Origin of the sequence: Caldicellulosiruptor hydrothermalis 108, from assembly GCF_000166355.1 — a bacterium.
Taxonomy (GTDB): Bacteria; Bacillota; Thermoanaerobacteria; order Caldicellulosiruptorales; family Caldicellulosiruptoraceae; genus Caldicellulosiruptor; species Caldicellulosiruptor hydrothermalis.
In genome coordinates this window covers 1,716,432-1,737,039 of the sequence record NC_014652.1, presented here as the reverse complement: position 1 = coordinate 1,737,039, position 20,608 = coordinate 1,716,432, and the positions used below count along the sequence as shown (strand labels likewise).

At 36.4% G+C, this 20,608-nt stretch carries 20 protein-coding genes; 19 read left to right on the top strand and 1 reads right to left on the bottom strand.

Annotated features, from left to right (window positions below; genetic code table 11):
* Positions 1–10 precede the first annotated feature (10 nt).
* Positions 11–1,651: a hydantoinase/oxoprolinase family protein gene (locus CALHY_RS08625; RefSeq protein ID WP_013403580.1), complete on the bottom strand. Its 1,641-nt coding sequence runs from the start codon at positions 1,649–1,651 to the stop codon at positions 11–13.
* Between the two features lie 174 nt (positions 1,652–1,825).
* Here CALHY_RS08625 and CALHY_RS08620 point away from each other — a divergent pair, with 174 nt between their 5' ends.
* The 19 genes from CALHY_RS08620 (at position 1,826) to infB (ending at position 20,602) form a co-directional block, all read left to right on the top strand.
* Complete coding sequence (locus CALHY_RS08620; RefSeq protein ID WP_013403579.1) at positions 1,826–2,707, top strand: YicC/YloC family endoribonuclease; 882 nt, start codon at positions 1,826–1,828, stop codon at positions 2,705–2,707.
* 31 nt (positions 2,708–2,738) lie between these two features.
* Positions 2,739–3,029, top strand: coding sequence for an extracellular matrix/biofilm regulator RemA (gene remA, locus CALHY_RS08615; RefSeq protein WP_041723413.1), 291 nt, complete (start codon positions 2,739–2,741; stop codon positions 3,027–3,029).
* The gene (gmk, locus tag CALHY_RS08610; protein WP_013403577.1) at positions 3,026–3,625 is read left to right on the top strand and encodes a guanylate kinase; all 600 of its coding nucleotides are present in this window, start codon (positions 3,026–3,028) and stop codon (positions 3,623–3,625) included. The genes remA and gmk overlap by 4 nt, the downstream gene beginning before the upstream one ends.
* Before the next feature lie 7 nt (positions 3,626–3,632).
* Positions 3,633–3,866: a DNA-directed RNA polymerase subunit omega gene (gene rpoZ / locus CALHY_RS08605; protein ID WP_013403576.1), complete on the top strand. Its 234-nt coding sequence runs from the start codon at positions 3,633–3,635 to the stop codon at positions 3,864–3,866.
* Positions 3,850–5,052: a bifunctional phosphopantothenoylcysteine decarboxylase/phosphopantothenate--cysteine ligase CoaBC gene (gene coaBC, locus CALHY_RS08600; RefSeq protein ID WP_013403575.1), complete on the top strand. Its 1,203-nt coding sequence runs from the start codon at positions 3,850–3,852 to the stop codon at positions 5,050–5,052. Before rpoZ ends, coaBC begins: the two co-directional genes overlap by 17 nt.
* A gap of 41 nt (positions 5,053–5,093) precedes the next feature.
* Positions 5,094–7,268 (top strand): replication restart helicase PriA, encoded by a 2,175-nt coding sequence (gene priA / locus CALHY_RS08595; RefSeq protein WP_013403574.1) that lies wholly within the window; start codon positions 5,094–5,096, stop codon positions 7,266–7,268.
* A gap of 27 nt (positions 7,269–7,295) precedes the next feature.
* Positions 7,296–7,796 (top strand): peptide deformylase, encoded by a 501-nt coding sequence (def, locus tag CALHY_RS08590; protein ID WP_013403573.1) that lies wholly within the window; start codon positions 7,296–7,298, stop codon positions 7,794–7,796.
* A gap of 46 nt (positions 7,797–7,842) precedes the next feature.
* Entirely contained in the window at positions 7,843–8,763 is a 921-nt protein-coding gene (gene fmt / locus CALHY_RS08585; protein WP_013403572.1) for a methionyl-tRNA formyltransferase, read from the top strand.
* A 21-nt stretch (positions 8,764–8,784) separates the two neighbouring features.
* A complete protein-coding gene (locus CALHY_RS08580) occupies positions 8,785–9,480 on the top strand; it encodes a zinc metallopeptidase (protein WP_013403571.1) in 696 nt (231 codons plus the stop codon).
* A 2-nt stretch (positions 9,481–9,482) separates the two neighbouring features.
* Positions 9,483–10,778, top strand: coding sequence for a 16S rRNA (cytosine(967)-C(5))-methyltransferase RsmB (gene rsmB, locus CALHY_RS08575; protein ID WP_083790238.1), 1,296 nt, complete (start codon positions 9,483–9,485; stop codon positions 10,776–10,778).
* 5 nt (positions 10,779–10,783) lie between these two features.
* On the top strand, positions 10,784–11,818 hold the full coding sequence (gene rlmN / locus CALHY_RS08570) for a 23S rRNA (adenine(2503)-C(2))-methyltransferase RlmN (protein WP_013403569.1): 1,035 nt from the start codon (positions 10,784–10,786) through the stop codon (positions 11,816–11,818).
* 3 nt (positions 11,819–11,821) lie between these two features.
* Complete coding sequence (locus CALHY_RS08565) at positions 11,822–12,559, top strand: Stp1/IreP family PP2C-type Ser/Thr phosphatase (RefSeq protein ID WP_041723158.1); 738 nt, start codon at positions 11,822–11,824, stop codon at positions 12,557–12,559.
* 34 nt (positions 12,560–12,593) lie between these two features.
* Positions 12,594–14,477 (top strand): Stk1 family PASTA domain-containing Ser/Thr kinase, encoded by a 1,884-nt coding sequence (pknB, locus tag CALHY_RS08560; protein WP_013403567.1) that lies wholly within the window; start codon positions 12,594–12,596, stop codon positions 14,475–14,477.
* A gap of 2 nt (positions 14,478–14,479) precedes the next feature.
* Positions 14,480–15,352 (top strand): ribosome small subunit-dependent GTPase A, encoded by an 873-nt coding sequence (gene rsgA, locus CALHY_RS08555; protein ID WP_013403566.1) that lies wholly within the window; start codon positions 14,480–14,482, stop codon positions 15,350–15,352.
* 16 nt (positions 15,353–15,368) lie between these two features.
* Positions 15,369–16,034 (top strand): ribulose-phosphate 3-epimerase, encoded by a 666-nt coding sequence (rpe, locus tag CALHY_RS08550; RefSeq protein WP_013403565.1) that lies wholly within the window; start codon positions 15,369–15,371, stop codon positions 16,032–16,034.
* A gap of 169 nt (positions 16,035–16,203) precedes the next feature.
* Positions 16,204–16,659 carry a ribosome maturation factor RimP gene (locus tag CALHY_RS08545; RefSeq protein WP_013403564.1) on the top strand — a complete coding sequence of 152 codons (456 nt, stop codon included), beginning with the start codon at positions 16,204–16,206 and terminating at the stop codon, positions 16,657–16,659.
* A 29-nt stretch (positions 16,660–16,688) separates the two neighbouring features.
* Positions 16,689–17,762: a transcription termination factor NusA gene (gene nusA, locus CALHY_RS08540; protein WP_013403563.1), complete on the top strand. Its 1,074-nt coding sequence runs from the start codon at positions 16,689–16,691 to the stop codon at positions 17,760–17,762.
* A 52-nt stretch (positions 17,763–17,814) separates the two neighbouring features.
* Positions 17,815–18,033, top strand: coding sequence for an RNase P modulator RnpM (gene rnpM / locus CALHY_RS08535; RefSeq protein WP_013403562.1), 219 nt, complete (start codon positions 17,815–17,817; stop codon positions 18,031–18,033).
* Between the two features lie 31 nt (positions 18,034–18,064).
* Positions 18,065–20,602 carry a translation initiation factor IF-2 gene (gene infB, locus CALHY_RS08530; protein WP_013403561.1) on the top strand — a complete coding sequence of 846 codons (2,538 nt, stop codon included), beginning with the start codon at positions 18,065–18,067 and terminating at the stop codon, positions 20,600–20,602.
* Positions 20,603–20,608 lie beyond the last annotated feature (6 nt).

The following is a 20,608-nucleotide window of genomic DNA, read 5'->3' as shown; positions in this document are numbered from 1 at the left end:
CCCCAAAAAATCAATCTCTCAAATTTAAAAGCTTGGGTTTTAACTGAGCTTTAATTCTAATCATTCTCCCGCAGAATTTAAAACTTCTTATCATGTTAAAAGAACTTTCATCCACAATCTCTACATCGTCTTGATTTTTAGCTTCTCTGCACTCTAAGACCTTTTCAATTAAAACCTTCTTTGCCTGGTCAATAGTAAAATCTGCAGGAATACTTTGATATATATTTAGCTCTGGGATTACCATCTTGCCCTGGATAGTGTCTGCAACTAAGTTGTACTCTTTTGAGATTGAGCCAATCGCACAACCAATTGCGTTTGCAACCATGTAATGTTTCGGGACTTCAACTTTTATTTTAAGCTCGTTCTCTAAATGAGGTTTTAAAAGTTCTGCCGGTCCACCAATTAGAATTATCTTCTGAGGTGCGAATTTCTCTCCGTACAATAGCTTATTTATGGTATAAACTGGAAGATTATTGATGTACTCAATTCCCTCTTTGATTTTTTCTTCTATCATCGAGACTGCCCTACTTATCACCAATTTACAAAAGTTTTCTTGGCTCATATTCAGCTGAGAAGATAAAGATTTTAAACCAGCATTTATAGGACTTTCATGACAAGAATTTGAAAATTGAAGAACATCGTAAAAAGTAATAAACTCATTTTTGCCTTTTTCATACCATCTTTTTGTTTCTGGTCCTATTTTAACTGTATCATCTACTATTTTAACAATACTTTCTGCCCCCAGCCCCACAGATCGTGAATATATTGCTCTTACCAATGTAGGATACTTTCCGATTTTTGCTCCATATGGTTCAAGAACAAGATTGCCGTTTGACAAGAACGCAATGTCAGTTGTTGTTCCACCAATGTCAATTATGATTGCATTTTTTGCAAAATTAGATAAGACAAATCCGCCTTGAGCAGATGCAGCTGGACCTGAAAGAATAGAGAATATCGGAAAGCTTTCGATATTTTGTAAGTTTACAATTCCACCATCTGGCTTTTGAATAAATATCTTTTCAAGAGGAATTTTTCTTTCCTGTGAAAATGTTAAAATACTCTTGTAGAACATATTAAATGTACTATAGACTGCACAATTGAGGTATGTGGAAAAAACTCTTCTTGGAAAATTGAGTTTGCCAGAAAGTTTATAGCCAACTGACACAAATTTAAAGTTGTATTCTTTAGCTGCCTTAAATACACTAAGTTCATGCTGTGGATTTCGAACAGAGAACTTGCCAACAATGCCCAAGTTTTCTATACCTTCTTGTTTAAAGCTTTGCAAAGCGCTCTTTACGCTTTCGATATTTACTGGGTTTATCTCTATACCTCTGTTATTTATATATCCATCTGCAAAAAAATTCATATCGCCGCACATTAAAAATTCAGGGTTTGCTCCAATACCGTTTTCTATTATCATTCCAACCTTATCTAAATTATTTTGAACTATTGCGTTAGTGGTGACGGTTGTGCTGAGTGTTATTCTTTCAAGGTTCGAAATCATCTCTTTAGATATAAACTGGTTTAAACTTTCTAATGCAGAGTCTATTAAACTTCTACCACGTTCGAATTTTTTAAATGCAACAACTTTTCCATTTTCTATTGCCACTGTGTCGATGGTTGTACCACCAACATCAAGGCCTATTATCATTTTTAACTTCACCTTGCTTTTCAAAAGTATATTTTACTTCAACTAATATTATAACCCTTTCTTGATTTTATGGGTAAAAATACTTTAAAATAGATAGTAGTCAAGTAGGAGTTTTTATTTTTCTTCGAATAAAGATTTTTTTACAATAACATTGAAAGGATTGGTTGCATTATCATGATTAAAAGTATGACAGGCTACGGTGGATGTAAAAGAATAATAAATGAGAGAGAGTACAGCGTGGACATAAGAAGTGTAAACCACAGATATTTGGAAATAAACTTGAAGATGCCTAAAGAATTTATCAAATTTGAAAATGAGATAAAAAATGTGGTTTCGCAATATATTTGCCGCGGGAAGGTTGATATATACATTAACTTTAAAAGCTTCAGCGAAAAAGACTACAGGATTATTCCCAACATAGGGATAATGAAGCAATACTTGGAAGCAATAAATAGGGTTAGGGAAAACTTTTCAGAAATTCAGGACGATTTTAGCCTTTCGACTTTTATAAAACTTCCAGATGCCCTTGTGATTGAGACTGAAGAACTTGACATCAGTACTGTTAAATCTGAGCTTTTGGATTGTATTGAAGAGGCACTTCGAAATTTAGATAAAATGAGAAAAACAGAAGGTGAAAATCTTAAAAAGGATATTCTGATGAGATTAGAAACCATTAAAGCTTTGGCGAGTAGAATAGAAGAGTATTCAAAGGATTTGGTTGAAAATTATAGAGAAAAACTTTACAAACGGGTAAGTGAGTACTTGGAATTAAAAAACATTGACGAAAACAGACTTATGCTGGAGATAACTCTGTTTGCTGACAAAAGCGATATAACAGAAGAGCTTGTGAGGCTAAAAAGTCATATAAGTCAGTTTACTGAGTGTTTAGAAGCTGGAGGAAGTATAGGCAAAAAACTTGACTTTATAGTTCAAGAGATGAACAGAGAGACAAATACAATTGGCGCTAAGTCTACTATTTTTGAAATCTCCCAATGTGTTGTAAGTCTTAAAGATGAGCTTGAAAAAATCCGTGAACAAGTTCAAAATATTGAATAGAGGTGAGTTTGTTTTGAGCAATAGCGGTAATATAAAACTGATTAATATAGGATTTGGTAACATAGTTTCAGCAAACAGGCTGATAGCAATAGTCAGTCCTGATTCAGCACCTATAAAAAGAATAATCCAGGAAGCAAGAGAAAGAGGTATGCTGATTGATGCCACATATGGCAGAAGAACAAGAGCGGTAATAATAACTGACGCTGACTATGTAATACTTTCTTCTGTTCAGCCAGAGACGGTAGCACACAGAATTATAGAACCTGAAGAAGAGTTTGAAGAAGAAGACATTGAAGTTGAGGATGAGGATGACAAAAAATGAGAGAAGGTCTTTTGATTGTCATTTCAGGGCCTGCAGGAACTGGAAAGGGTACAGTTGTTGGAAGGCTTCTTGAGAAAAATACAAATATTAAGCTTTCTATCTCCAAGACCACAAGAAAGCCACGACCGGGAGAAAAAGAGGGTGTGAATTATTTTTTTGTATCGCGCGAGCAATTTGAAGAAGAGATTAAAAATGAAAGATTTTTAGAATATGCTGAATATAACAATAACTATTATGGTACGCCCAAAGACTTTGTCTTTGAAGCATTGGAAAAAGGCTATGATGTAATTTTGGAGATTGAGACAAAAGGGGCACTTCAGATTAAAAAAGTATTTTCGGATGCAGTACTGATATTTTTACTGCCACCATCCATAGAAGAGCTTTACAAAAGACTTGTAAAAAGAGGCACTGAGTCGGAAGATGAGATAAGAGCAAGGCTTGAGATTGCCAAGAACGAGATAAAACTTGTGCCAGAATATGACTATTGTGTTATAAATGACAATGTGGATGATGCTGCTGAAAAGATACAAAAGATTATTGAAGTTGAAAAACTAAAGAGTAGGAGATTTGATATACAAAGTTTTTTGAAGGAGTGAATGAAGAATGCTTTTGCGACCAGGGCTTGACGAGCTTTTAAAGTATGTGGACAATAAATACACACTTTCTGTACTTGTTGCAAAAAGAGCAAGACAACTTCTTCAGCAGGCACAAAAAAAGGTTGACATTACCAATTTTAACTCTGACAAGTATGTTACAATGGCAGTAAATGAAGTTGCTTCTGGGAAGATTTCTTACAAGTACGTAAAGCCGGTGAAAAAGAATGAGATTAAAAAATAAAAACATATTAATAGGAGTATGCGGTGGGATAGCAGCATACAAGGTATGCGAGCTTATAAGACTTTTAAAGAAAAATGAAGCAAATGTAAAGATAATAATGACCAAAAATGCCCAAAAGTTTATAACTCCTTTGACACTGCAAACTCTTTCTCAGAACAAGGTTTATACAGATACTTTTGAAAGCGAATATTTCTACGATATAGAACATATCTCTCTTACAACATGGGCAGATATTCTTGTGGTGGCTCCTGCTACTGCAAACATAATTGGAAAGTTTGCAAATGGTATTGCAGATGATTTGCTTTCCACAACCTTTTTAGCATTTGACAAATCTGTGCTGATTGTGCCTGCAATGAATTCAAACATGTTCGAAAATGCCATTGTGAAGCAAAATATTCACAAGCTAAAATCGGTTGGGATAAACTTTGTGGAACCCGAATCAGGGTTTTTGGCTTGCGGTGTGTATGGCAAGGGAAGATATCCAGAAAATCAAAAGATATTGATTGAGATAGAAAAGCTTCTTTGCAGTCAAGACTTGGCAGGAAAGAAAGTTCTCATTACTGCAGGACCTACAAGGGAATATTTAGACCCCATCAGGTTTATTTCAAACAGATCATCTGGCAAAATGGGTTATGCCATAGCTGAAGAGGCATACAAAAGAGGAGCTCAAGTTACAGTCGTCTCCGGTCCAGTGAGTATCAACACCTATGCTGACATAGAAATTATACACGTGCAAACAGCTTCTCAGATGTATCAGAAGGTAAAAGAGATTTACGAGCAGTACGATATACTAATCTTTTCTGCAGCTGTGGCTGATTATAGACCTAAAACTACAAACGAAACCAAGATTAAAAAAGAAAACACGGATGAACTGGTTATTGAGCTTATTAAAAATCCAGATATTTTAAAGTTTGTGGGAGAGAATAAAAAACCGGGTCAAATAATTGTGGGGTTTTCAGCAGAGACAGAGAATGTTTTAGAGAACTCTCAAAAGAAATTAGAAGAAAAAAATGCTGATTTGATTGTTGCAAACAATGTGCTTGAAGAGGGAGCAGGTTTTGATGTTGATACAAACATTGTAACACTCATATCAAAAGAAAAGGTAGAAAATCTTCCAAAAATGAGCAAAAGTGAAGTTGCTAAAAGGATTTTCGACCATGTAGTGACTTACCTCTGCAAAATGTAGCAGAGGTAATAATTTTTAATGGATGGAGTTTGAGTTTTAAGATGATAGCTCAGGTTTGTATCAACTACCAGGACGCCAATGTTGATAAGGTGTTTGATTATTTGGTACCAACACATCTTGAAAATAGCATTGAGATAGGGAAAAGAGTGTATGTAAGCTTTGGAGTTTCAAATAGAATTGTGGAAGGGCTTGTTGTTGGGATAAAGCAAACTACTGATATAGAGGAAAATAAGTTAAAGAGCGTGCTTGCTGTAATTGATAAGTTTTCAATTGTTTCAAAGGAACAGATAGAACTTGCTTTTTCAATGAAAAATTACTATGCGTTGAATTTGGGTGAGGCTTTGTCGCTTGTTATACCTCCTTTTGTGAGCAGCAAACAGATATATAATATCTGTGCAAAAAAGCATGAAGAAAATAGGAACTTGGATGATGATTTAAAAAAGTTGTATGAAAGTATTTTGAAAAAACCGGTGAGCGTAAATTCAAAGCTTGTGAAAGAGAACAAAGAAAAAATAATGAAGCTCTTTTTGGAAGGGCTTTTGGAGTTTGATTTAAAGAATTTTGATACAAGAGAAAATGCTGAGAAAAATCTGCCGCTGGTAGAACCTAATTATAATTTAACTGAAGAACAGCACAAAGCCCTAAATAGTATAATCTCTGCTTTTGATGAAGGAGGATACAATAATATTCTTTTATTTGGAGTCACAGGGAGTGGGAAAACAGAGGTTTATATAAGAGCGATACAATATGCAATTGAAAAAGGCAAAAGTGTAATTTTCATGGTCCCAGAAATCTCACTCACACCACAGATGATAGAAAATGTTCAAAGTAGAATAGGCAACAAGGTTTTAGTATATCACAGCAAAATGAAAAGTCTAGACAGGCTAAATAGTTGGCTTGCTGCCAGAAACAAAGAGGCGGTTGTGGTGATTGGTCCGCGATCAGCAGTTTTTGCCCCTGTCAAGAACCTTGGTCTTATAATTGTCGATGAAGAGCATGAACCAAGCTATAAATCTGAAAAATCGCCGCGGATAAATGCTGTTGAGGTTGCCCAGATGAGGGCTAAAATAAATAATATACCCATTATACTTGGCTCTGCAACTCCATCTATTGAGCATTATTTTTATGCACAAAAAGGAAGATATTTTCTTTGTACGTTGAAAAATAGAATAAATAAGAATCTGCCAGAAGTTTTGATTGTTGATATGAAAAAAGAAATCTTAGAAGGTAACAAGTCCATTTTTAGCAGGCTTTTACTTAGTGAAATAGAGAACAACTTGAAAAAAGGGGAGCAGGTTCTCCTTTTTTTAAACAGGAGAGGTTATTCTCCAATTGTTATATGCCGTGAGTGCGGTTATGTTTATATGTGCAAAAATTGCAGTATTTCACTTACATACCACAAAGAAGGGTATTTGAGATGTCACTATTGCGGGTATAAAGAGGAATATAGAGGTGTGTGTGCAAAATGTAACAGCAGGTATGTCAGACAATATGGTAGTGGCACCCAGAAGATAGAGGAAGAGATAAAAGCGTACTTTAAAGATGCGAGGGTTTTGCGTATGGACAGTGATACAACTTCAAGAAAAGATGCGACAGAACAGATTGTGAAAAAGTTCAGGGAAAAAGAGGCAGATATTCTTGTTGGTACACAGATGATTGCAAAAGGTTTGCACTTTCCTGACTTGACCTTGGTGGGTGTGATAGATGCAGATATTCTTTTGAACATGCCAGATTTCAGGAGTAGAGAAAGAACCTTTCAACTGCTTACACAGGTTGCAGGAAGGTCTGGCAGGGAAAAGCCAGGAAAAGTTATAATTCAGACTTTTAACCCTGAAGATTACAGCATTGTGTTTGCTTCAAAGCACGACTATGAAAGCTTTTATGCCCAGGAAATGAAACTGAGAAAAATGATGGAATATCCACCGTATTCTTATGTAGTCAACTTTGTTACAGTAGCAAGGGAACAGAATATGGCAAAGAGAGGAATAGAGCATGTATATGCTTTGCTCAGGGAGTATGAAATGGAAAATGACATGAAGATTTATGGTCCAAGTGAAAATCCTATCTTTAAAATAGAAAACCAGTACAGGTATCACATATTGGTAAAGTTCAAAAGAGCTGGGCAGATGATTAGTATAGCAAATCTAATCAAAGAAAGATATAATTATAGTAACGCGTCGCTTATCATCGACGTAAATCCTTTGGATACACTTTAAAAAACAGGAGGGTTTAAATTTAGACAAATGGCACTGAGAAAGATAAGAACATATGAAGATGAGATACTACGCAAAAAATCTAAGGTTGTTGAGAAATTTGACCAGCGACTTCATCAGCTTCTTGACGATATGAAAGACACCATGTATGAAGCAAACGGCATTGGTCTTGCAGCGCCCCAGGTGGGAGTACTCAAAAGGGCGGTTGTGATTGATATAGGAGAAGGAGCAATTGAACTTGTCAATCCCGAAATAGAACAAGTAGAAGGAAGTGCTGTGGATGTAGAGGGCTGTCTTTCTGTTCCAAATGTGTGGGGTGAGGTGGAAAGACCACAGAAAGTGGTAGTAAAAGCTCAGGATAGGTTTGGAAATGAGTTTAGACTTGAAGCAGAGGGGCTTTTAGCAAGGGCTGTGTGTCATGAGATAGATCATCTTGATGGTATTTTGTTTGTTGACAAGGTTATACGATTTGTATCTGAAGAGGAGATCGAGCAAAGGCGCTCAAGAGGCGATAAGATGGATTTAGAATAAATTGCTTGGGTTTTAGAAAGGGGAAAGTGAATTGGACATTGTGTTTATGGGAACACCAGATTTTGCAGTTGATATTTTGCAAAAACTGATTCAAGAGCCTTTTGTCAATTTAAAACTTGTTGTGACCCAACCTGACAAACCTGTTGGGAGAAAAAGAATATTGACAGCACCAGCTGTCAAGGAGTTTGCTCAAAAGGTTGGAATAGAAGTTGTTCAACCAGAAAAGCTAAAGAATAACGAGGAGTTTTTTGAACTTCTAAAAGAGATAAATCCTGATACAATCGTAGTTGTTGCATATGGGAAAATTCTTCCCAAAGAAGTGCTTGAGATACCCAAGTATGGCTGCATAAATGTTCATGCTTCCCTTTTACCAGAGTACAGAGGAGCTGCACCAATTCAAAGAGTACTTATGGATGGCAAGGAATATACAGGTATTACCATTATGAAAATGGACGAGGGATTAGACACAGGAGATATTCTTCTTCAGAAAGAAGTTAAAATTGAAAATGATGATGACATTTTAACACTTTCAAAAAAACTTTCAGAAGCGGGTAGCCAGCTTTTAATTGAGGTTCTGAAGAATATTGAGAGTATAACTCCTGTAAAACAGGATCACAGCAGAGCAACATATGCACCACCTATCAAAAAGGAAGAAGGAAAGATTGACTGGGATATGTGTGCAAAGGAAATTTATAACAGATTCAGAGCTCTTAAGATGTGGCCAGGGATTTTTACAACTTTTAAAGAAAAACTTTTGAAGATTCACGACATGGAAATTGTTCAGGACAATATTTTTGATAGTAGACCAAATGGTACTGTAGTTGAGATAGATGACAGCAGCATTATAATAAAAGTTAGAGATGGACTGATAAGACTTAAACTTCTTCAGCTTGAGGGTGGGAAAAAGATTGGTGCAAGAGACTTTGTCAATGGGTATAAAATAAAAAGAGGAGATGTTTTAGCCTAATTTCAGAGGAGAGGATGAAAAGTGTTTTACTATTTTGACCCTTTGTATCTTGTGTTTGCTATTCCTGCATTTTTGATATCTCTTATAGCTCAAATGAGGGTCCAGATGGTTTTTTCAAAGTATTCCAGAGTCAGAACATTTTCAGGGCTGACAGGTGCCGAGGTTGCCAAAAATATACTGTGGTCCAACGGTATTTATGATGTCAGAGTAGAATATGTACCGGGACTTTTGACAGACCATTACGACCCGCGATTTAGAGTGCTCAGACTATCACAAGGTGTTTTTGATTCCAATTCTGTTGCTGCAGTTGGAGTTGCTGCACATGAGGCAGGGCATGCCATTCAGCACTACCAAAAATATCCGTGGCTTGCTCTTAGAACTGCCATGGTACCTGTTGTGAATATAGGATCAAATTTGGCTTTTCCGCTCATTTTGATAGGCCTTTTGCTAAAAAATGGAGATATATTCATAAACCTTGGAATCTTGCTTTTCAGCTTGGCAGTTATGTTTACCTTAATTACACTGCCTGTTGAATTAAATGCAAGCAAAAGAGCTGTGGATGCGTTAAAAGTAGCAGGGGTTATCCTTCCTGATGAGGAAATAGCAATAAAGAAAGTGCTTGGAGCGGCTGCTATGACATATGTTGCCGCGGTATCTGTTGCTATACTCCAGCTTTTGTACTATCTTAGTTTAGTCCAACGAAGAAGGGATGATTAAAGATTAATACGAGAGAAGCTGCTTTTCTTCTACTGTTTGAGGTTGAAAAGAAAAAGTTTTCTGGCATGGACTCTTTGATGGAGAAATTCCATCAAAAGTTAAAAAATGAAAAGGACAGGGCTTTGTTTGTTGAGCTTGTTCATGGTGTTTTGAGATACAAAAGCCTTATTGAGTACTATATTAATTTTGTTGCTAAAAAAGGAGTAAAGGATAAAAGGATATTAAACATTTTAAGAGTTGCCACATACGAACTTCTTTTTCTTGAAAAGATTCCAGAGTATGCAACAGTGAACGAGGCATGTGAGATTGCAAGCAAAATAAGTCCACATTTAAAGGCTTTTGTAAATGCAATTTTGAGAAATATAATCAGAAACAAAAACCAAATAGAAGAGTCATTGGAAAGAATTAAGGATGTGGACTATAAAAGTTATATCTCAATAAAGCTTTCTTATCCCAGATTTTTAATAGATTATTTAGAAGAAAGTTATGGACTTGAAAAAACTTTAAAAATTTTGGAGTTTTTAAATACGAAACCTCCTCAGAGTATAAAGATAAATACTAAAAAAACCGATGTAAGTACATTAACACAGGAGCTTGAAAAAAACGGATTTAAGTATGAGATTAATTCTCATAACAATGAAATAATCCATGTTTTGAAGGGTAACATAAAGGAAACAGAACTTTATAAGGAAGGCTATTTCTATTTTCAGGATTTAGCATCCTCTCTTGTTGTAAAGTTTAACCAAGAAGATTTTAAAAGAGCAAAGAAAGTGATAGACCTGTGTGCCGCACCAGGTGGAAAGACTTTTAACTGCGCAGAGGTTATAGATGGGTTTGTTGTTGCATGTGATATAAACGAACATAAGCTTGATATTTTGCGAGAAAACATTTTGCGTCTTGGTTTTGATAATATCATTGTTGCAAAAAGTGACGCTGAGGTTTTTAACCCTGATTTTGCCGAAAAATTTGATATTGTGATTGCCGACCTTCCATGTACTGGTTTTGGCGCAATCAGAAAAAAGCCTGATATAAAATGGAATAAAAGTTATCAGGATGTTGAGAATCTTCATGAGCTGCAGGTAAGAATACTTGACAATGCCGCAGGCTATTTAAAAAAAGGAGGACTTCTTTTTTATTCTACATGCACTCTGTCAAGAAAAGAAAATGAAGAGACAGTTTTAAAGTTTTTAGACAAGCACAGAGATTTTTCATTGGTATCCCAAATAACCATTTTCCCTGATGAGTTTAATTGTGATGGATTTTTTATTTCAAAACTGAGAAAAGAGGGCGAAAGATAAGGAATATGAAAAGGCTTATAAAGGACTTAACAATAGATGAGCTCAGAAAATGGCTTGAAAGTGTTGGTGAAAAGCCTTTTAGAGCGACCCAGGTTTTTGAGTGGCTTTACAAGAAAAATGCTACTGATGTAATGCAATTTACAAATCTTCCCCTTGAACTTCGAAAAAAGATTGATGATGAGTTTTTGATAAACTCTTTACAGATTTTACAGCATCAAAGTGATGGAGAGAGTATAAAATTTCTGTTTGAACTTTGCGATAAAAATGGAGTTGAAAGCGTGTTTTTGCCTTATCGGTATGGGAATGCAATATGCGTCTCAACACAAGTTGGATGCAGAATGAACTGTAGGTTTTGTGCTTCTGCCATAGGCGGATTTGTCAGAAACCTTACGCCAGGTGAGATGGTTGACCAGATAATCAATGCAGAAAACTTTACAGGCAAAAGAATAACAAATGTTGTTCTGATGGGAAGTGGCGAGCCATTTGACAACATTGAAAATGTGTTTAAGTTTATTGAGATAATAAACTCAAAAGAGGGGAAGAACATAGGGGCAAGGCATATCACCATTTCCACAGTTGGCATAGTTGAAGGGATTTATAGGCTCTGTGATTTTCCAAAACAAGTAAACCTTGCAATATCTCTGCATGCCCCAAATAATAGTCTGAGAGACAAGCTTGTTCCGATAAACAAGAAATATCCTATTGAAGATATCATGAAAGCAGTTGATTACTATATTCAAAGGACCAACAGAAGAGTCACCTTTGAGTACGCTCTGATAGATGGGGTAAATGATTCTATTGAATGTGCTCAAGAGCTTGGCAAGATGTTAAAAGGTAAGCTTGTACATGTAAACTTGATTCCTGTAAACCCTGTTGAAGAGAAGGGATTTAAAAGACCTTCCAAGGAAAAAATAAAAACATTTTTTGAAACCTTAAGATCATATCAGATTCAAGTTACAATCAGAAGAGAGCTTGGCAGTAGTATATCTGCAGCATGTGGACAGCTGAGAAGACGGTATTTTAACATTACTGAAAAGTAGGAGATGAAATGCGTGAGATACGTTGCTCTCACAGAAAAAGGAAATGTAAGGGCAAACAATGAGGATTATTATATTGTTTACAAAGGGGAAGATGGATTGAATGTTTTCTTAATTGCTGACGGGATGGGTGGACACAGTGCAGGTGAGGTGGCAAGCAGCCTTGCCTGCCAGTATGTACTTGACTATATTTTATTGAATCAGAAAATGTTAGAATATTCTCTGAAAGAGACCATAAAAGAAGCTTACAGGTATGCAAACCAAAAAATTATAAACCATCAGATAAAAAATCCCCTTTTTTATGGAATGGGCACTACCTTAGCAGGACTATTTTGCTATAAAGATAAGATACTTGTGAGCAACATCGGAGACTCAAGAGTCTACATTGTAGATAGCAATGAAATTAGACAAATTACAGAGGACCATTCTCTGGTTTATGAAATGTTCAAAGATGGAAAAATTACAAAAGAGGAAATTTATACCCATCCCAAGAAAAACGTTATAACAAGAGCGGTGGGCATTGAAGAAGAGCTGGAAGTTGATATTTACGAGCTTGCACGAGAGGAAGGCAAGGATTACTGCTTTTTGCTGTGTACAGATGGACTTACCAACATGGTTTTTGAGACCTACATACACAAGATATTCAAGGAAAATAATTTTGATGAAATAGGGAAAAGATTAATAGAAAAAGCTCTTGAAGCAGGCGGAATTGACAATATAACTGTTATCTATCTTTTGGTATAAAGAATAAAAGACGTGGTGAGGGTGATGATGCCGCATGGATGATTTTGTAATAGGCAACAGATATAAAGTTGAAGAGAAGTTAGGAAGCGGTGGAATGTCGGTTGTATACAAAGCCAAAGATGCAGTTTTGAATAGATATGTTGCCATAAAAGTTTTAAGGTCGGAATTTGCAACAGACGAGGAATTTTTGCAACGGTTCAGAACAGAAGCGCTGGCAGCAGCATCTCTTTCGCATCCCAACATTGTATCAATCTATGATGTTGGTGAGCAGGACGGGATGTACTACATAGTTATGGAATATGTAAATGGCAAAACTCTAAAAGAGTTTATGAAAGAAACGGGCAGGCTCAGCCCAAAAGATGCAACAACCATTGCTATACAGGTTTTGAGAGCTTTGGACCATGCCCACAAAAAAGGCATTGTGCACAGGGATATAAAACCTCAAAATATCTTGATTGATGAAAATGGAATTGTCAAAGTAACAGATTTTGGCATTGCACGAGCAGTTTCAACAGGCACCATTATAAACACAAATCTCACCATTGGTTCTGTCCATTATTTTTCGCCAGAACAGGCAAGAGGAGGATATGTAGATAACAGGTCTGACCTGTACTCTCTTGGAGTTGTACTTTATGAAATGGTGACGGGAGTTTTGCCATTTGATGGAGATACTCCGATTTCTATTGCGCTAAAACACCTGCAAGAACAGCCAATAAAACCTACACTTTATAATCCCAATATACCAAAAAGCTTAGAAGCAATAATCTTAAAGGCAATGCAAAAAGATATTTTGCTGAGGTATCAATCAGCCAGTGAGATGATTCAAGATTTGAAAAATTCGCTCATTGAACCAGAGGGTGATTTTGTCAAGATAGAGTCGCATGAAAATGCTGCTACCAAACAGTTTCAGCTTGAAAAGATAAAATCGGATAATACCTCAGTAGACCCCAAAAAAGAGTCAAAAGAAAAAAGAAAAGATTGGATTTATGTGGTAGCAGGAATTTTAACTGCCCTTATTATTGTTGCAATAGGGTGGCTAATATTTTATAATGCTATTGGGAAAAGCTTGACTTATCAAGAAGATAATATAACAATGCCAGACCTTGTAGGCTTTTCAATTGATGATGCAAAGGCAAAACTTGATGAGCTGGGGCTAACATATACCATTGAAGAGCAAAACGACCCGGCTGAAAAAGGAACAGTCATCAATCAAGACCCTGCTGCAGGTATCAAAGTAAAAAAAGATACTACTGTCAAGCTAATAGTTAGCAAAGGACCAGAAATGGTCAAAGTACCTGATGTGGTTGGGCTCAATATCAAAGATGCTCAGATAGAGCTTGATAACAGTGGTTTGAGTGTTGAGATAAAGAAAGATTATTCTGACAAGCCAGTGGACACAGTTATTGAGCAGCAGCCTTCTGCAAACCAGCTCATAGAAAAAAATGGTACTGTAATTTTGACTGTAAGCTTAGGTCCAAAAATAGAAAAAGTAGTAGTTCCAGACGTTACAGGAATGAATATAGTTGATGCTAAGGATGTTTTACAAAAAAACGGACTTAACGTCGGGAACGTTACTTATAAAGAGGTCGCAGACAGAGAGTCTGATATTGTTATCAGTCAATCACCATCTTACGGGCAGCAGGTTGTAAAAGGAAGTACTGTTGATTTAATTGTGACTAAAAAGGTTGAGCCAAAAAGTACCACTAAGATAATTATAAAGACGGTAATTTTACCTTCTGATTTAGAAGAAGCGAATGTAAAAATAGTAGTTAGCTCAAATGGAAATGAGAGCATTGTATTTGATAGAATAGTAAAAAAAGAAGAAACTCCTTTGCAAGTTAAAATTCCTATCACTGGACCATCTACAATTAGGATGTATATAAACGACCAATTATCAACAGAGGAGACGGTGGAATAGCTATGCAGATAAATGGAGTGATTGGCAAACTAATTGCTGGATTTTATTATGTATATGATCATGATGGAAATGTATATGAATGCAGAGCACGAGGAGTTTTTAGAAAGGATGATATCACTCCGCTTGTAGGCGACAATGTTGTTATTGTGGAGAAAAGCAAAGGTTCATATGTTATCGATAAGATTCTGCCAAGAAAAAATCAGCTTATCCGACCACCAATTGCAAATGTGGATATTGCCATTGTAGTGGTTGCGTCAGTTTCGCCAGAGGTATCTTTAATCGCACTGGATAAACTTTTAGTGAATGTGTTAAAAGAAAAAGTAAAGCCTGTGATTTGTGTAAATAAAATTGATTTGGATGATGAAAAGACATTTGAGATGATAAAACAACAGTACAGTGTGTTTGACGTGATAGGTGTGTCTGCAAAGACTGGAGAAGGTATTGATAAACTCAAAGATTATATTCAAGGAAGGATTTCAGTTTTTGCTGGTCAATCTGGTGTTGGAAAAAGTTCTATACTTAACTGTCTAATTCCGGGAGCTAATTTGAAAGTGGGTGAAATTTCAAAAAAGATTGAAAGAGGAAGACACACAACAAGGGTTGTAGAACTTTTACGTGCGGGGGAGGATACCTATATTGCAGACACGCCAGGTTTTAGTTCAATTGAGATAATGGGACTTTTAAGACATGAGCTCAAATATTATTACCCAGAATTTTATGATTTTGAAGGGTGCAGATTTCCAGGGTGCAACCACATATTTGAACCTGACTGTATGGTGAAAGCTGCAGTGACTGAGAGAAAAATAAATTTTGAAAGGTATGAGAGGTACAAACAGATATTTATGCAACTTCCTGCGCAAAAAGAGTATGATTAAAGGAGAGGATTAAAAGTTGCAGATAAAGATTGCACCATCTATTTTATCTTCTGATTTTGCAGATTTGAAAAATGAACTTAAAAAACTTGAGTTGGCTAAAGCTGATTTAGTCCATATAGATGTTATGGACGGAAACTTTGTGGACAATATCACAATTGGTGCTCCCGTGGTGAGCAGTCTCAGAAAGAACTCAACACTTTTTTTTGATGTACATCTAATGGTTTTACATCCTGAAAAGCATATTGAAAAATTTGTCCAAAGCGGAGCTGACAATATTACAGTCCACGCAGAGGCAACATACCACTTAGATGCCCTCATCAGCAAAATAAAAAGTTTTGGCAAAAAAGCAAGTGTTGCGCTAAATCCTGCAACGCCTGTATACATGATAGAAAATGTTCTTGGCATTGTTGATATGGTTTTAGTTATGACCGTAAATCCCGGATATGGAGGGCAAAAGTTTATACCATATACTCTAAAAAAGATTGAAATGTTGGCAAACCTTAGAGAAAAGGAAGGACTTTCGTTTGAGATAGAAGTTGACGGTGGTATTAATGAAGAGACAATTGTTGATTGTGTAAACGCAGGTGCAAACGTGATAGTTGCAGGTTCATATGTATTTGACAGTGGTGATGTTTCAAAATCTATTGAAATTTTGAGAAGTAAGGTCCAGAGTTTGAGGTAATAATTTTTGCGCTTCTTGTTAAAATAAAATTAAGGTGGTATAATATTTATAATCAGAGGTGCTGACATAAAGTGAATTAGCATGAGAGTGGGTATCCCCCACTCTTTAATATTGTTTATGGAGTTTTAGGTAGTAAAAAGCTTTAATCGAAGGGAGAAGGGTATTTCTCATGTCAAAGATAACAAAGAAAGTGGAAGAGCTTGTAAAACCTATTTTAGAAAGGTATGGCTTTGACTTGGTGGATATAGAATTTAAAAAAGAAGGTAAAAGTTATTTTTTGAGGGTATATATAGACAAACCCGGTGGGATTACAATAGATGATTGCCAGCTTGTCAGTGAAGAACTTTCTGAAAAGCTTGACATTGTTGACCCTATTCCATTTAGCTATTATTTAGAAGTCTCATCACCGGGTGTTGACAGACCCCTTGTCACTGACAGGGATTTTGTGAGAAACAGAGGAAGAGTTGTTGATGTGTTTTTGAATCAGCCTTTTTTAAACCGTACAAAGATTACAGGAGAGCTTGTGGAGAAGAATGAAAAATCCTTAGTTTTGATTGTGGATAAAGAGAAGATAGATATACCTGTTGAAAATATAAAGAAGGTAAAGCTTGCAATAAGATTTTAACTAAAGAATGAAAAGGGGGATTTAAAAAAATGCCAAAAAAAGAGCAAACTCTTGATTTTCAGGAGCTATTTTCGGCAATTGATGAGCTTGAAAGAGAATATAAGATAGAAAAAGATTACGTATACTCAGTTTTAGAATCAGCTCTTTTGACAGCTTATAAGCAGGTAAAAGGAATAAAAGACAAAAATCTTTCTAACGTTAAAGTTTCCATTGACCCAGAAAAGGGAAGTGTAAAAATTTATGAGTACAGAAAAGTTGTCGAGAATGTAAAAGATAGAAAAAGCGAAATTTCACTCGAGGATGCACAAAAAATTGATAAGCGGTATAAAGTTGGGGATATTGTAGCGATAGAAGTTCCCATTTCCCAGTTTAGCAGAAAGGCAGCAATGACAGTCAGGCAGACAGTTATAGGAAAGATACGAGAAAAAAGAAGAAGCATAATCTTCGAAGATTATTCTTCAAAAGTTGACAATATAGTGACGGGTGTTGTACAAAGAATTGATAAGAAAAACGTTATTGTAGAGATTGAGGGTGGAAAAGTTGAAGCAATCCTTCCTATGGAGGAACAGATACCCGGGGAGGAATACAAACCAGGAGTAATGATGAAGTTTTATATTACTGAGGTTAGAATTCCGCCCAAAGAAAAAGAGCCTATTGTTTATCTTTCAAGGACTCATCCAAATTTGATAAAAAGACTTATGGAGAATGAGGTGCCTGAAATACAAGAGGGTATAATTGAAATAAAAGCAATTGCAAGAGAGGCAGGTTCAAGGTCAAAGGTAGCAGTTTATTCTAACAGCTTGAAGGTTGACCCTGTTGGAGCTTGTATAGGTGAAAAGGGGATACGAATTCAGAATGTACTAAAGCACTTGAATGGTGAGAAGATTGACATTGTAAAGTGGAGCAGTGACATTGGTGAATTTATAAAGAATGCTCTCAGCCCTGCGGAGGTTGTCCATATTGATTTAAATTTAATTGAGAAAAAGGCGTTTGTCCTTGTTCCAAACAGCCAATTGTCTCTTGCGATTGGCAAGGGTGGACAAAACGCTCGGCTTGCAGCAAAACTGACTGGTTGGAAAATAGACATAAAGGGTAAAGATTGATTGGGGTGAAAATGTGCAAGAGTATATTCCTTATAGAAAATGTGTCGGTTGTATGTGCATAAAACCAAAAAAAGAGCTTTTGAGAATTGCCAAAACAGATAAAGGAGTTTTTATTGACTCAAAACAGAAAATGCCAGGAAGAGGAGCATATATTTGCAAAAATTTAGAGTGTTTAAAACTTGCTATGAAGAAAAAAGGATTAGAAAAATCGCTAAAAGTGAATATTCCAAAAGATTTTTACGAAAAGCTTGAAGAATTTTTAAAAGATTAGCAGTAAAAAGCTTTGATGCGGAGGTGTGGGAATGACTAATAAGCTTAGGATATATGAATTTGCAAAGCTTCTTGACATGCAAAATAAAGATTTAATGGATGTACTTAACAAGTTGAACATTGAGCACAAAAATCATATGAGTGCTCTTGAAGAAAATGATATAAATCTTGTACTTGAATATATTTTGCAAGAGAAGGACAAACAACAAGCTGAAAGAAGAGCAGAAAGAAAAACTGTTTCAAAGGAACAACAGATGCAAGAAAAGAGGCAAAAACCAGAAGACAGAAAACCACGAAAGTTTGATGAAAGGCCTCGTCATGAAAGAAAGGTAGAAGAAAAAGAAAGAAGCAGACAGCTGCGAGATGAAAGACAGAAAGATGAGAGATATAAAAAAGAAGATAAAGCAGCAAAGTCTGAGGCAAGAGACAAAACAGCAGTGCAAGAAAGTAGAAAAACTGTAGAGATTGAACTCAAGCAGGAAGTTGAGAAGAAACAGGTTTCCAAGCCAAAGTACGAGGTTGCAAAGGAGCAGAAAATAGAGAAGAAGTTTCAGGATAAGGCTCAAGCAAAACAGAAGCAGGAAAAGGCTCCAAAACACAGAAAACAGGCTTTTGCAATTGAAGAAGAACATCATGAAGAAGTGATATTGGATAGAGAAGAACTTGAAAAGGTTGACAGAGAAGTCGAAGATGCTCTTTTGGAAGAAGAATACTTGCAGGAAAAGCATGTCAGACGCGGTAGAAAAGAAAAACTAAAGAAGAAGTCAAAAGAGCAAAAAGAGGTTTTGAAACTACAGACAAAGCCAGCTCAAGAGGAGAAAAAAGAAGAGGTAATAAAGATACCAGAAAAGATTGTGGTTGGCGAGTTTGCAAACTTGATAGGAAAACCTGCGCCAGAGATTATCAAAAAGCTTATAATGCTTGGTGTGATGGCAAATATCAACCAGGAGATAGATTTTGATGTTGCATCTTTAATAGCCGAAGATTATGGGTTTAAAGTGGAAAAGGAGATTGTAAAGACTGAAGAAGAGATTCTTTTGGAAGATCAGGAAGACCCGCCAGAAAGCCTTGTTCCACGACCGCCTGTTGTGGTTGTAATGGGTCACGTTGACCATGGAAAGACATCTTTACTTGATGCTATAAGAAAAACTAATGTGACAGAAAAAGAAGCGGGTGGAATTACACAGCACATTGGTGCATCTGTTGTTGAGGTAAACGGCAGGAAGATAACATTTTTAGACACGCCTGGACATGAAGCGTTTACTGCGATGAGAGCAAGAGGTGCACAAGTTACTGATATAGCAGTGCTTGTAGTTGCAGCTGATGATGGTGTTATGCCACAGACAATAGAAGCTATCAATCATGCGAAAGCAGCAAATGTTACTATCATAGTTGCAATAAACAAGATTGATAAACCAGAGGCAAACCCTGAAAGAGTAAAGCAGCAGCTATCAGAATATGGACTTATTCCAGAGGAGTGGGGTGGAGACACAGTCTTTGTAAATGTCTCTGCAAAGAAAAAGATAGGTATTGACCATCTGCTTGAAATGATTTTGCTTGTTGCAGACCTTATGGAGCTCAAAGCAAATCCAAACAGACCTGCACGCGGCAGAGTAATTGAAGCAAAACTTGACAAAGGTAGAGGACCTGTTGCAACAGTATTGATTCAGAAAGGGACATTAAAAGTAGGGGATTATGTTGTTGTTGGAAACACTTGGGGAAGAATTCGGGCAATGATGGACGACAAAGGTCAGAGAATAAAGGAAGCAGGGCCTTCCATGCCTGTTGAGATTTTGGGACTTGAAGACGTGCCCATTGCAGGTGACGAGCTTGTATGTGTGAAAGATGAAAAGACAGCAAAGACGGTTGCACAGATAAGGCAGGAAAAGCTCAAAGAAGAAAAGATGCAAAGCACAAAGATATCCCTTGATGAGCTTTTTGAAAGAATTCAAAAAGGCCAGTTGAAAGAGTTAAGGGTTATTATAAAAGCTGATGTTCAAGGGTCGGTGGAAGCCTTAAAATCTGCTGTTGAAAGACTTTCAAACGACAAGGTTACTGTCAAGGTCATACATGCCGCTGTTGGTGCAATTACTGAGTCAGATGTCACCTTGGCTTCCGCATCTGATGCTATTATAATAGGATTTAATGTCAGACCAGAGGTTGGTGCAATGTCACTTGCTGAAAAAGAAAAGGTTGATGTGAGGATGTATAGGATAATCTATGATGTAATAAATGACATTGAAGCTGCTATGAAAGGACTACTTGAGCCTGTCTATAAAGAAGTAGTAATAGGACATGCAGAAGTAAGGCAGATATTCAAATCATCTGCAGTTGGCACAATTGCAGGATGTTATGTTCTGGACGGCAAGATAACAAGGACAGCAAACGCGCGAATTATTCGTGACGGTGTTGTTGTATATGAAGGAAAACTTGCGTCTCTCAAGCGATTTAAAGATGATGTCAGAGAAGTTGCAGCTGGGTATGAATGTGGTATGACCTTTGAGAAGTTTAACGATATAAAAGAAGGGGATATTGTGGAAGCATATGAAATGCAGAAAGTGGAAAACTAAATTATA

Coding starts and splice junctions, on each gene's coding strand:
- CALHY_RS08625 (WP_013403580.1), bottom strand. CDS start 1,651: ATGATAATAGGCCTTGATGTTGGTGGTACAACCATCGACACAGTGGCA.
- CALHY_RS08620 (WP_013403579.1), top strand. CDS start 1,826: ATGATTAAAAGTATGACAGGCTACGGTGGATGTAAAAGAATAATAAAT.
- gmk (WP_013403577.1), top strand. CDS start 3,026: ATGAGAGAAGGTCTTTTGATTGTCATTTCAGGGCCTGCAGGAACTGGA.
- rpoZ (WP_013403576.1), top strand. CDS start 3,633: ATGCTTTTGCGACCAGGGCTTGACGAGCTTTTAAAGTATGTGGACAAT.
- coaBC (WP_013403575.1), top strand. CDS start 3,850: ATGAGATTAAAAAATAAAAACATATTAATAGGAGTATGCGGTGGGATA.
- priA (WP_013403574.1), top strand. CDS start 5,094: ATGATAGCTCAGGTTTGTATCAACTACCAGGACGCCAATGTTGATAAG.
- def (WP_013403573.1), top strand. CDS start 7,296: ATGGCACTGAGAAAGATAAGAACATATGAAGATGAGATACTACGCAAA.
- fmt (WP_013403572.1), top strand. CDS start 7,843: ATGGGAACACCAGATTTTGCAGTTGATATTTTGCAAAAACTGATTCAA.
- rlmN (WP_013403569.1), top strand. CDS start 10,784: ATGAAAAGGCTTATAAAGGACTTAACAATAGATGAGCTCAGAAAATGG.
- CALHY_RS08565 (WP_041723158.1), top strand. CDS start 11,822: ATGAAATGCGTGAGATACGTTGCTCTCACAGAAAAAGGAAATGTAAGG.
- pknB (WP_013403567.1), top strand. CDS start 12,594: ATGGATGATTTTGTAATAGGCAACAGATATAAAGTTGAAGAGAAGTTA.
- rsgA (WP_013403566.1), top strand. CDS start 14,480: ATGCAGATAAATGGAGTGATTGGCAAACTAATTGCTGGATTTTATTAT.
- CALHY_RS08545 (WP_013403564.1), top strand. CDS start 16,204: ATGTCAAAGATAACAAAGAAAGTGGAAGAGCTTGTAAAACCTATTTTA.
- nusA (WP_013403563.1), top strand. CDS start 16,689: ATGCCAAAAAAAGAGCAAACTCTTGATTTTCAGGAGCTATTTTCGGCA.
- rnpM (WP_013403562.1), top strand. CDS start 17,815: ATGTGCATAAAACCAAAAAAAGAGCTTTTGAGAATTGCCAAAACAGAT.
- infB (WP_013403561.1), top strand. CDS start 18,065: ATGACTAATAAGCTTAGGATATATGAATTTGCAAAGCTTCTTGACATG.